This is a genomic window from Candidatus Marifrigoribacter sp. Uisw_064 (assembly GCF_047730175.1).
Lineage (GTDB): Bacteria > Bacteroidota > Bacteroidia > Flavobacteriales > Flavobacteriaceae > Marifrigoribacter.
Window position 1 is genome coordinate 480,101 of record NZ_CP159833.1, and the last position, 13,088, is coordinate 493,188.

10 protein-coding genes are annotated in these 13,088 nt (G+C 31.4%); 6 read left to right on the forward strand and 4 right to left on the reverse strand.

The features are described 5' to 3' along the window. Window positions 1-104: 104 nt before the first annotated feature. Window positions 105-743 (forward strand): peroxiredoxin, encoded by a 639-nt coding sequence (locus ABXT64_RS02165; protein ID WP_443633748.1) that lies wholly within the window; start codon window positions 105-107, stop codon window positions 741-743. Between the two features lie 63 nt (window positions 744-806). On the opposite strand, the gene katG is transcribed toward ABXT64_RS02165, so the two are convergent. After that, window positions 807-3,005: a catalase/peroxidase HPI gene (gene katG, locus ABXT64_RS02170; protein WP_443633749.1), complete on the reverse strand. Its 2,199-nt coding sequence runs from the start codon at window positions 3,003-3,005 to the stop codon at window positions 807-809. Between the two features lie 210 nt (window positions 3,006-3,215). Here katG and tpx point away from each other — a divergent pair, with 210 nt between their 5' ends. Then, complete coding sequence (tpx, locus tag ABXT64_RS02175; RefSeq protein WP_443633750.1) at window positions 3,216-3,716, forward strand: thiol peroxidase; 501 nt, start codon at window positions 3,216-3,218, stop codon at window positions 3,714-3,716. Between the two features lie 8 nt (window positions 3,717-3,724). On the opposite strand, the gene ABXT64_RS02180 is transcribed toward tpx, so the two are convergent. Genes ABXT64_RS02180 through ABXT64_RS02190 form a run of 3 tightly spaced genes read right to left on the reverse strand, consistent with a single transcriptional unit; the run spans window position 3,725 to window position 7,522 of the window. Then, on the reverse strand, window positions 3,725-6,052 hold the full coding sequence (locus ABXT64_RS02180) for a TonB-dependent receptor plug domain-containing protein (RefSeq protein ID WP_443633751.1): 2,328 nt from the start codon (window positions 6,050-6,052) through the stop codon (window positions 3,725-3,727). Beyond that, window positions 6,024-6,953, reverse strand: a complete 930-nt coding sequence (locus ABXT64_RS02185) for a FecR family protein (protein WP_443633752.1) — start codon at window positions 6,951-6,953, stop codon at window positions 6,024-6,026. Before ABXT64_RS02185 ends, ABXT64_RS02180 begins: the two co-directional genes overlap by 29 nt. A 56-nt stretch (window positions 6,954-7,009) precedes the next feature. After that, window positions 7,010-7,522 carry an RNA polymerase sigma factor gene (locus ABXT64_RS02190; protein ID WP_443633753.1) on the reverse strand — a complete coding sequence of 171 codons (513 nt, stop codon included), beginning with the start codon at window positions 7,520-7,522 and terminating at the stop codon, window positions 7,010-7,012. Between the two features lie 141 nt (window positions 7,523-7,663). Between ABXT64_RS02190 and ABXT64_RS02195 the strand changes: the two genes are divergently transcribed. The 4 genes from ABXT64_RS02195 (at window position 7,664) to ABXT64_RS02210 (ending at window position 13,080) form a co-directional block, all read left to right on the forward strand. Next, window positions 7,664-9,454 carry a hypothetical protein gene (locus ABXT64_RS02195; protein ID WP_443633754.1) on the forward strand — a complete coding sequence of 597 codons (1,791 nt, stop codon included), beginning with the start codon at window positions 7,664-7,666 and terminating at the stop codon, window positions 9,452-9,454. Window positions 9,455-9,562: 108 nt separating this feature from the next. Then, window positions 9,563-9,928, forward strand: coding sequence for a diacylglycerol kinase (locus ABXT64_RS02200; RefSeq protein ID WP_443633755.1), 366 nt, complete (start codon window positions 9,563-9,565; stop codon window positions 9,926-9,928). 103 nt (window positions 9,929-10,031) lie between these two features. Beyond that, window positions 10,032-12,437, forward strand: coding sequence for a DNA translocase FtsK 4TM domain-containing protein (locus ABXT64_RS02205; protein ID WP_443633756.1), 2,406 nt, complete (start codon window positions 10,032-10,034; stop codon window positions 12,435-12,437). Window position 12,438: 1 nt separating this feature from the next. Then, a complete protein-coding gene (locus ABXT64_RS02210; protein WP_443633757.1) occupies window positions 12,439-13,080 on the forward strand; it encodes a LolA family protein in 642 nt (213 codons plus the stop codon). Window positions 13,081-13,088 lie beyond the last annotated feature (8 nt).

Below are 13,088 nucleotides of genomic sequence, written 5' to 3' on the forward strand. Positions count from 1 at the left end.
ACTATTCTTTATTAAATTTTTAAATAAATGCGTATTGTTACTCTTTATGCAATACATATCTTTGCCGCCAAATTTAAATTTAAACACAAAAAATATATTTTAAAATGGCAGTATTAGTAGGAAAAAAAGCACCTCAATTTAATGCAAAAGCGATTGTAAATGGTTGCGAATTTGTAGATAATTTTTCTTTAGATCAATTCATTGGAGAGAAGCATGTTGTATTATTCTTTTACCCAAAAGATTTCACATTTGTTTGTCCTACGGAATTGCATGCATTTCAAGAAAGACTAGAAGATTTCAACTCTAGAAACACTGAAGTTATTGCTGTATCTACCGATACTGAACAATCACATTTTGGTTGGTTACAAATGGAAAAAAAACAAGGAGGTATAAAAGGAATTACGTATCCTATGGTTGCCGACACTAATAAAACTATCTCTAAAAACTATGATGTATTAGCTGGCGACTATTACTATGATGACAATGATATGTTACATGCCGAAGGTGAATTAATCGCTTACAGAGGTTTATTCTTAATTGATAAGGAAGGTATTGTACGTCATCAAATCGTTAACGATTTACCATTAGGTAGAAATGTAGATGAAGCTTTACGTATGGTTGATGCCCTACAGTTTGTAGAAGAAAATGGCGAAGTTTGTCCTGCAAATTGGAATAAAGGAAAAACTGGAATGCGAGCAACACATGAAGGTGTTTCAGAATTTTTAGAAAAACATGTAAACTAGTTCTAGTTCATATAAATAAAAAAGCCACTTCAAACGAGTGGCTTTTTTATTTTTCAATATAATTTATTTTAAATCATATCGATCTAAATTCATCACTTTAGTCCAAGCTGCAACAAAACCGTTTACAAACTTCTCTTGTCCATCATTAGAACCATACACTTCGCAAACTGCTCTTAATTCGGTATTAGAACCAAAGATAAGGTCTGCACGTGTTCCATTAAATTTCATTTCTCCAGTTCTACGGTCACGACCTTCAAAGATGGTATCATCTTCTGACGTTGCACTCCAAGTATAGGTAAAGTCAAGAATATTTGTAAAGAAATCGTTCGTTAAACTTCCAACAGTATCTGTAAATACACCAAAACTAGAACCATCATAGTTTGTTCCTAATACTCTTAATCCTCCAACTAAAGCAGTCATTTCAGGAATTGAAAGCGTTAAAAGGTTTGCACGATCAATTAATAGGTCTTCAGCGGCAACATCCAATTTAGAATTCATATAGTTTCTAAATCCGTCAGCTAAGGGTTCTAAATATCCAAACGATTCTAAGTCAGTTTGTTCTTGAGAGGCATCTCCTCTTCCTTGAGTAAATGGTACTAATATCGTATGACCCGAATTTTTAGCTGCTTCTTCAACTCCAGCAACACCAGCAAGAACGATTAAGTCTGCCATAGAAATGCTACCATTAAATTCATTTTGAATACCTTCTAGAATAGTTAAAACTTTATTCAACTCAGTTGGATTATTTACTTCCCAGCTTCTTTGAGGTTCCAGTCTAATTCGACCTCCATTAGCACCACCACGCATATCTGAACCTCTAAATGTAGAAGCAGAAGCCCAAGCTGTTGTTACCAATTGAGACACTGAAAGTCCGGAAGCTAAAATCATCTGTTTTAATGAAGCAATATTAGCATCTGATAACGTATAATCAACAATTGGAATAGGATCTTGCCATATTAATTCTTCTTTAGGAACTTCTGGTCCTAAGTACCGATGAATTGGTCCCATATCGCGATGGGTTAATTTATACCAAGCTCTAGCAAACGCATCTTCAAAAGCTTTATGATCCTTATGAAAACGTTGTGATATTTCTAAGAATACTGGGTCAATTTTCAAAGCCATATCTGCCGTAGTCATCATCAAAGCTTGTGTTCCATTACCTCCTGCTTTTGGAGCCATACGTGCATTAGATGATGCAGTTGGTGTCCATTGATGTGCACCCGCTGGGCTTTTAGTTAATTCCCAGTCATAATTTAAGAGTACATCAAAATAATCTGCATCCCACTGTATTGGGTTGGGTGTCCAAGCACCTTCAATACCACTTGTAATTGTATCATCTAAAACTCCTGTTCCGAAGGTATTTTTCCAACCTGTACTCATTTCTTCAATTGAAGCACCATGAGGTTCGGCTCCAACATACTTATCAGGATCGGCTGCACCATGCGCTTTTCCGAAGGTATGTCCACCAGCAATTAAAGCGATCGTTTCTTCATCGTTCATCGCCATACGACCAAATGTAATTCGGATATCGTGTGCCGATTTTAAAGGGTCTGGTTCTCCATTAGGACCTTCTGGATTCACATAAATTAATCCCATATGAACCGCACCTAAATGACCTTCTAGGTCACCATCACTTGTATCATAACGATCATCATTATCTAACCAGCCTGTTTCACTTCCCCAATATATATCTTGTTCCGGCTCCCAAACATCTTCTCTTCCTCCTGCAAAACCAAAAGTATTAAAGCCCATAGACTCTAAAGCACAATTTCCTGCAAGAATCATTAAATCTGCCCAAGAGATTTTATTCCCATATTTCTTTTTAACAGGCCACAATAATAAACGAGCTTTATCTAAGTTTCCATTATCTGGCCAACTATTTAATGGTGCAAAACGATGTGTTCCTGTTCCAGCTCCTCCTCTTCCATCACCAACACGATATGTTCCAGCACTATGCCATGCCATACGAATCATAAATCCTCCATAATGACCATAATCCGCTGGCCACCAATCTTGAGAATCGGTCATTAAATGAATAACATCTTGTTTTAAATCTTCAAAATTTACACTATTAAAAGCCTTTGCATAATCAAAGTCTTCACCCAATGGATTAGATTTAGACGCATGTTGACGTAAAACATTTAGTTTTAATTCATTTGGCCACCAATCACGATTTTTAGTTCCTCCACCTGCGGTTTTCTTTTGAGAGCCACTAAAAAAAGGGCATTTGCTTATATCGTCACCATTATTGTTGTTCTCCATTGTTTTTTTTATTAACATTTAAATTCTTATAAATTTAATCATTACATATCAAAAACACATTTTTATTTTATTTTAATAAATTATATGTTTATCAATAAAATTTATAGCCTAGTTAATTTATACATTAAAATAATTTAAAAACTTTTTAATTTAGTCGTTCTTTCACTATATATTTTTTTTACTTTTATGGTTAAATTAAAAAGAAAACCAATGGCTAATATTACTTTGGGCGGTAACCCAGTTAACACTTCAGGAAACCTTCCAGCAATTAACACTACTATTTTAGATTTTAAATTAGTAGCTAAAGATCTATCAACAAAAACTCTTAAAGATTTTAATGGGTATAACCTTATTTTAAATATATTTCCTAGTGTCGAGACAGCAGTATGTGCAACTTCAGTAAGAGAGTTTAACAAGTCTGCTGCAAGTATAGAAAATACTATAGTTCTTTGTATTTCTAGAGACTTACCATTTGCTCAAGAAAGATTTTGTGCAGCTGAAGGCATAGAAAATGTTATTATGTTATCAGATTTTAAAAATGGTGCTTTTGGTAATGATTATGGTTTGATGATGACCGATGGTATTTTTGATGATTTACATTCTAGATGTGTTATCATAGTTAATAAAGACAATACTGTTATTTACGCTGAACAAGTTAATGAAATAGGCCAAGAACCTGATTATAGCAAAGCTTTAGAAGCATTAGTATAATTAAAAAATTACCATGTTAATTGGAATATAAAATTGGGAGTGAAACCTAATGAAGTTTTATCTATAACTTCAATAGGATCATTCAGACCATTATTCCCAGAATATTCTCTACTTAAATGGTTGTCCTTATTATATAAGTTACGTATTGAAAATCCTACTTTACCATTTAATTTGCTTTCTTCTGAAAATTTAAAATGATAGGTTGATGAAAGATCTAATCGATGGTATTCGGGCAATTGTTTAGAGTTAATTTTAGAAAAACTAATCGCTCCAGTTTCAGGATTAACGATTGCTTCAGTATAGGGTTTTCCTGTTCTCCAATTCCAAGAAATTGCCAATTGAAAATTATTCCATTTATAAGCAAATGAAGTTGAAAATGAATGACTAATATTATTACTTGAAGGAAAGGATTTATTATTATTTAAGCCATCAAATGTCGAAGTAACATCATTGTATGAATAACTTAACCAAGCATTGAAATTTCTAAATGATTTATGTATATAAAAATCAATTCCAAAAATATCCTGCCCTCCTATATGAAAATCACTATCAACTGGATTTAAAAAACCTAAGGAGAGTGCTGATACTCCTTTAATTTTTTTATAATAATGATCTAAATCGATATTCCAACCTTTATTAGTGTAGACAAAACCCGCAGAAAATTGCTTGCTATTTATAATTGGAAATTTTGAACCGTCCACCAATCTCCACAGTTTATTCTCCAATGATAAATCGCTTACCACAGTCTCATCAATTTCATTTATAATTTGATTTTTAATCTCACCAGAAACTTGAACTCCTATATTTTTAAATAGATTTTTGTAAACTAAAATTCTCGGCTCAAATTTTAGGGTATTAAAACTGCTATAATTATTGATTCTAAAACCTGCTTCAATATGAACTATTTTAGAATTAGTATATGAGTAATTTCCAAACAATGAGTGTGTAGAAGCTCTTTTTTGATCTGAATCTAACACAAAAGACAGTTCATCTGTTTGCAAATAAGCATAGCTTACATCTTTAAAATTATATTGATACCCTGCTGTAAATAATGCATCTTTTGACGCTTTAAAATTAATTTCTGAAGTAATGCCTGAATCAAAAACAATATTACGTTTATCAAAATCTGAAACTTGTTCTAGTGTATTTCTTTCAATATAATTATAATTCAACCTATATTTTGAAGCAAATGCATTTGTTTTAATTTGATATTTCGAATTTAATTTCCAATCCCATTGCATCCCATACCCTTCATTTTTAATAGCTAAAATATCGTTAAATGAATTAGTATTAAAAGAGTCTTTCCCTATAAAATCCAAGTTATTATCAATGTAAATAGTATTCAGCTTAATCGTATGATTTTCGTTCGGTTTATACTGTAAGCTGACATTATAATCTATAAAATAAAAATCATTATACGAATCGTTTTCATGCTCAATTTTTGTGGTTTGAAAAACCTTTTCAGCATAGTTCTGAAAAGTAAAAGACTCATACCATTCCGTATAACTTCTTCTTATTGATGCTTGAATACTTAATTTGTTTTTCAAAACTGGAATATGTACATACCCATCTGCACTAATACCATTGACCCCAAATTTCGCCTCTACTTCATTGGCTATATTAGAATGTGATGAAATATCAATTACACTTGATATTCGCTCACCATATCTTGGATGAGTTCCTTTATTGACAAATAAAACTTGTGCTGTACTATTAGAGTTAAATGGGGATATCATTCCAAACAAATGTCCTTTATGGTATATATTAATTCCATTCCAAATCATTCTATTCTGGTCTGTGCCTCCTCCCCTAACTACTAATCCTGAGGCTGTTTCATTTATACTATTAACTCCAGGTAATTGTTGAATGCTTTCTAGAACATCTGCTTCAATTAATCCTGGTAATAAACCTATTCTATTAGGTTTTAAAATAAATACAGCATTCTTTTTTTTGGAAATACCTTCGGTTAAATAGCTCTTAATAACAACATCCTCTAATACTTGAACCTCATCCAATGATAACATCTTCTCACTTACAATAACATAACGTTCATTTATAAATTGAAAATGTAACGTGCTTTGTGATGATAGTTCTGATAAAACTTCATTAACACTCCATTCTTTTTCAGAAAGAGAAATTTGTGTGCCTTCTAAAAGCTTATCTGGATATGAAAAACGTATATCAAAAACATCTTCTATACTTGTTAAAACGGCTATAATTGGTTCATTCTCAAAAAATAAAATGGCTGTTTTCTTTTCTTGTGCAAAAGAGAAAAAAGTAGTACTTAAAAATAAAATCCAAATAAGTTTATTTGGAGTGACGAAGCACATATTCATTTTTATCATTCTTATAATAATCTATACGCATTGTTTTAAAAACAGATAGTAATGCAACTTCTAAATCATTTGAGCTAAAACTTCCAGTAAATATCATTTTAACATCGATCATCGAAACATCGAATTTAGTTTGATATTGTTTTTCTAGCGCAAAAATCACATATTTAAGAGGCACACTTTTAAAGCTATTTTCTCCTGTGATCCATGTTGGGTTTTCAGTATTCGTATTCCATTGTTCTAGCGGGTTTCCATTAATTTTTCTAAGGGATTTGCTTTGAGTTAACAGATGATTTTCAGACCCTTGATTTACCTGAACTTTACCTTCATAGCAAATTACTTCAAAAAAATCTTGGTTAGAATTTACATTAAATTGAGTCCCTAAAACAGTGATAGTCCCATTCGTTGTTTTAACTTTAAATGTACTTCCTTTTTTAACCTTAAAGAAGGCTTCTCCATCTAATGTTACCTCTCTATTTTCAGCCCAAGTTTCTTCATTGTAGGTCAGTTTAGATTTTGCATTCACAACTACTTCAGAGCCATCTAAAAGAGTAATAGTTTTTTGTTCTGAAAAAGAAGTCTCTACGAAGGTTTTAGAACTTGAAAACATTGAAAATAACCCGAAAAACAATATAATTGAAGCTGCTACTGAAACAGCCCAATATCTTTTTAATCGTATAATTTTAGTTTTGTTTCGTTTTGAAATTTTTTCTTGAATTTTTTCAAAAGATACCTCTAGAGGCTGATCCAAAGCTTCTAAAACCTCAAAACTTTTTCTAGTTTTCAAATAAGCTAGATAGTCAGATTCTGAAACGATATTTTTCAATTCAGCATCTGTAATGTCCCCAGCAATCCATTGAGCTAGATATGTTTCATTTTCAATATGACTTTTATTTTTTTCCATCTTTCTTATTACTATGACAACTTATAAATTAATTACCCTACTTTATTTTCAATAATTTATACGTTTCCGATTTCTTGCCTGATAACAATTAAAGCTAAATGCATTCTTTTCTCAACAGCTTTCACAGAAATATCAAGCATTACAGCGATCTCTTTATACTTCTTTTTTTCAATTCTGTTTAATAAAAACACCTCTCTTTGTAAAGGTGGTAAACTACGTATTGTATTTTCAATTTTCTCTAAAAACTCTTTTTCAATCATTATAAATTCTGGCGATTCATTGGTGCTAGTTTTTACATAGTTTTTTTTATACACCATTTTAACCTTATGATGCTTTATATGATTTAAAAAAATATTTGTAGCAACCGTATATAAATAACTTTTCACTTTCGAAAAAGTAACCGCATTACAATTATCCCAGAGTTTTATAAAAGTTTCTTGTAATATATCTTCCGCTAAATCCATATCCTGAGTCTTAAAAAAGATATATCGTTTTAAATCTTTAGCATAGGTGCTAAAGATTTTTTCGAAAACCTCAGGTTTACAAATTTGGGTTCTGTCTTCTGGCATATTGTATTAAAATTGGTAATTTACAACTTCAAAACTATGCAAAAAATAAAAATGTTTTTCGGTAGGGTTTTTTTAATGCTAGGTGTCTAAGTAGTATTAATCGATTAATACCATAAATTCTAATTTTAAAAACTATTGAAAATGAAAAATATAAAATTGCTTTTTTTCTCAATGTTAATGGCCCTTACGGTATTAACATCCTGCCAAAACAATGATGACATCATTGATGATATGGCAAATGTTACGGAAAGTGCTTCTTTAAGAAGCGCACTAACTAATTTAGAACTTATCATTAATGAAGATGGCTCTTTAAATGATATGGAAAATCCAACTGGAAATATCATATTCGATTTCTGTTTCGATTTTGTATACCCAATTAATTTAGAGTATAATAATGGTACAACGGTCACTGTAAATAATTTTGAAGAATTAATACTAGTACTTATTAATTCAACTGAAGATCTATATATCGTAGGGATCGAATTTCCATTCGAAGTTGAAGTGTTCAATGAAGACAGCAACGAAATTGAAATCATCTCCATTAATAATGAAGAAGAATTTATTGCCTTAATTGAAAGCTGTGGATTTGATAATCCATGCGACTGTCCTGATGTTGTAGACCCAGTATGTGTTGAAATTATCGATGACAATGATATAATAATTATAACATTTGCAAATGAATGCCTTGCAGAATGCGAAGGTTTTACGGAAGAAGATTTTATTGACTGCGTAACTGACAGTTGTGAAGATGAATGTCCAGATCAATATGAACCAGTCTGTGTTCAAACTCCAAATGGTGAAATTGAAGAGTATGATAATATTTGCCTTGCCTTTTGTGATGGTTACGATCAAGAAGATATAGTAAATTGTGAAAATGACAGTTGTGAAGATGAATGTCCACAAGAGGAAGATCCTGTTTGTGTAGAAGCGAATGGCACAATTATTACTTTCTTAAACGCATGTTATGCAGAATGTGAAGGCTATACTGAAGAAGATTTTATTGACTGTGAAAATGACAGTTGTGAAGATGAATGTCCAGATGTGTATGAACCAGTTTGTGTATTAACTGACAATGGAGAATTAGAAGAGTATGACAATATTTGTCTAGCATTTTGTGATGGATACGATCAAGAAGACCTTGTTGATTGTGAAAATGATGAATGTGAAATAGAAGACATTGAAGTAATTATTGGCGAATGTAACGATGACGGTACCTACGCATTAACCATCGATTTTGATGTTGAAAATTGTGAAGGACAGCAACTTTTTCAATTATATACTAGAAATGACACATTTATTGGTGATTTCTCTTTATTTAACCTTCCTATTACAATTGATAACTTTGAGTTAAGTGGTTTTGATAATGACTACCTAAAAGTTTGTATCAATGAAATTTCAGAATCTTGTGTAGAAGCTGAATGGTTAGCACCAGATTGCTTAAATAATAGTTGTGAAGATAATTGCCCTCAAAATGAAGATCCAGTTTGTGTAGAAATCACAGAAAATGGACAAACCATTATTCTTACTTTCTTAAATGCTTGCTATGCAGAATGCGCAGGGTATACAGATTTCATAGATTGTGGAGGAACTAGTTGTGAAGATGAATGTCCAGATGTATATGATCCAGTGTGTGTTCAGACTCCAAATGGAGGAATTGAAGAATATGATAATATTTGTCTAGCCTTTTGTGATGGATATGATCAAGGTGATTTAGTCGATTGTGACCCAAATCCAAATTGTTATGAGTATGGATTCCCTATCCAAATGGAATTAGATGGAACCTATGCAAACATAAGTAACAATCAAGAAGTTGATGAATATTTAGATTTAGGATATGATCTTGTGTACCCTATAGAATTAATCATTAATAATGAAATTATCTTAGTGTTTCAAGGAATACTAGAAGGAGTTTATGGTCCAAGATGTGACTAATATTTTTTTAAGTTGAGTAAGAAAAAGGAGGTTAACTTAATTGTTAATCTCCTTTTTTATTAAATTTATTTTAAATTGTAACTTTGAAATCTCTAAAAATTAAATTCTATGGCTACAAAAAATTCTTTCCTTTTGAAACGATTAAAAGGAGTAGGATATGCATTTAAAGGCGCTTTTATGTTATTAAAATATGAAGCAAGTATTCAAGTACAAGCTTTTATAGCATTAATTGTAACCATAGCTGGTTTCTATTTTGAAATCTCTTCTACAGAATGGATGATTCAAATACTAACTATTGCAGTTGTTATGGGAGTTGAAGGTGCTAATTCTGCTATTGAAGAAATTGCAGATTTTATTCATCCCGAACATCATACAAAAATTGGATATATTAAAGATGTTGCTGCAGGTGCTGTGTTTTTTACTGCTATTGCAGCAGTTATAATTGCTTGTATCATTTACATTCCTAAGTTTTAACATAAATTCCAAAGAATGTATTTGAGTGCTATAATTACTCGAAATATTAATTAGTATGTACCGTTTGATATTTGTATTTTTGCTTTTATACATTTACTTTTAAATGGCTAAGAAGAATACCAAAACTATTAGAACCTCCAAAAAACCGCGTAAAAGAATTTCTTTTAAGCTGTCTAAACAGCAAAAAGTTATTTTTGGTAGTTTCTTATTTTTTTTAGGCCTAGCGTTTATCTTTTCATTTATTTCTTATTTTTTTAATTGGCAAGCCGATCAAAGTAATATTGGTGAATTAGCAAATAGAGAACTTGAAAATAAAAATTGGCTCAATACATTTGGAAATAACGTAGGTCACTTTTTTATATATAAAGGTTTTGGGATTGCTGCATTTATTTTTGCTTTTTTAATTACCCTAACTGGCGTGTATTACTTTTTTGATTATGCAAAAGCTCAACTCAGAAAATTTTGGTTTTGGGGGATCTTAGTCATGATATGGCTTTCTGTCTTCTTCGGATTTTTTACAAGTAAAAGTCCCTTATTAAGAGGTACTATAGGATATGAAATAAATGATCTTTCACAAGATTACATAGGGCTATTAGGCACCATTTTAGTCATGGCTTTTTTGGCAATCATTTATATTGTAATCCGATTAAAAATTACTCCAGACAATGTTAGTTCAGCATTTAAAAGCACTAAAAAAGAAATTGCTTCCGATTTTTCTTCAGATGGATTTAATGAAAACGAAAATCTAACTTCTAAAGAAAATATTTCAGAAATTATTGAGGATACTTCAGATTCCAAACCAGTTGAATTAGACCTATCAGGAAAATCAACAGTGTTATCTTCAGAAGAAAAAATACTAGAACCTGTATTAACTTCAGAAAAGATTAATATTGAGCCTAGCGCTTTAAATGAAGTGGCAATGGAAGTTGAACAATCCGTTGAAGAAGAGGAAGTCACTCAAAGTTTAAGTGATAAATTAGTTAGTGATTTTGGTGAGTTTGATCCTAGATTAGAACTGAGTAAATATAAATTTCCAACCATTAATCTTTTAAAGGATTATGCGGCAAGCTCTAGTATTACAATAGATCAACAAGAGCTTGAAGAAAATAAAAATAAAATTGTTGAAACCCTCAATAATTATAAAATTGGGATTGCCAATATTAAAGCTACGGTAGGTCCAACGGTTACTTTATATGAAATTATTCCTGAAGCAGGTATTCGAATTTCAAAAATTAAAAACCTAGAAGACGATATTGCATTATCATTATCTGCCCTTGGAATACGTATCATTGCTCCAATTCCAGGAAGAGGAACTATTGGTATTGAAGTACCTAATAAAAACCCTTGCATCGTTTCGATGCGTTCGGTGATCGCTTCACCTAAGTTTCAGAGTGCTGAAATGGAACTTCCTTTAGCTTTAGGAAAAACGATCAGTAATGAAACTTTTGTTGTCGATTTAGCTAAAATGCCTCACTTATTAATGGCAGGTGCTACAGGACAAGGAAAATCTGTAGGATTAAATGCAATCCTTACTTCGCTATTGTATAAAAAACATCCTTCTGAAGTAAAATTTGTTTTGGTAGATCCTAAAAAAGTTGAGCTTACTTTATTCAATAAAATAGAACGTCATTATTTAGCAAAACTTCCCGATACGGAAGAAGCTATTATTACAGATACTACAAAAGTGGTTCATACACTAAATTCTATGTGTATCGAAATGGACGCTCGGTACGACTTGTTAAAAGATGCATTGGTTCGTAACATCAAAGAGTACAATACAAAATTTAAGTCTCGTAAATTAAATCCGAACGATGGCCATCGATTTTTACCATATATTGTATTAGTAATTGATGAATTTGCAGATTTAATTATGACTGCTGGTAAGGAAGTAGAAACTCCTATTGCTCGACTAGCTCAATTAGCTCGTGCCATTGGTATACATTTAATAGTAGCGACACAACGCCCCTCTGTAAATGTAATAACGGGTATCATTAAAGCAAATTTTCCTGCTAGAGTAGCATTTAGAGTTACTTCCAAAATTGATTCACGAACCATTTTAGATAGTTCGGGTGCCGATCAATTAATTGGTAGAGGTGATATGTTATTTACACAAGGAAATGAGTTAGTTCGTTTACAATGTGCATTTGTCGACACACCAGAAGTAGCAGATATTACCGAATTTATTGGCTCACAAAAAGCGTTTCCAGATGCACATTTATTACCTGAATATGTAGGCGAAGAAGCTGGCATAAATCTTGATAATAATATAAATGAACGAGATAAACTGTTTAGAGACGCAGCAGAAGTGCTAGTTATTGCACAACAAGGTTCTGCTTCTCTTTTACAAAGAAAATTGAAATTAGGATACAATAGAGCGGGTAGAATTATCGACCAACTGGAAGCTGCAGGAATTGTAGGTCCTTTTGAAGGTAGTAAAGCTCGACAAGTACTTGTACCTACTCTTGAAGCCTTGACTCAATTTTTAGAAAACGAAAACAACGATAATTAAAATGAAAAAATTAGTAATTGCATGTATCCTTTTAGGTACCGTATTTTCTTTGCAAGCGCAAAACGCTAAATCTTTATTAAACGAAGTTTCTAATAAAGTTAAAAGCTATGATAATATCAATATTTCATTTAAATATACATTAAACAATAAAAAGGAAAATGTAAAACAAGAAACGCGAGGTGATGTTACTTTACAAAATGACAAGTATGTATTAAACTGGTTGGGCATTTCTCGAATTTTTGATGGATCGAATATTTATACCATTGTACCTGAAGATGAAGAAGTAACAATTTCTAAATATAATCCAAAAGATGATAAGGAGATTACCCCTTCTAAAATGCTTACTTTTTATGAAAAAGGATACACGTATAAAATAGATGTGGAACAAACTGTAAAAGGAAGAAAAATTCAATTTGTAAAATTAATTCCTATAGATACTAATGCAGAAATTAAAGATATTATATTAGGCATTGACAAACAAACAAAACATATCTATAAGTTAATTCAAACAGATGCTAATGGCACTCAATATACTGTAACTGTTAATTCTTTCAAAACCAATCAACCTGTTTCAAAAACATTATTTACTTTTAATAAAGCTAAATATGAAGGAGAAGGTTATTATATTAACCAATTAGATTAAAATTTTTG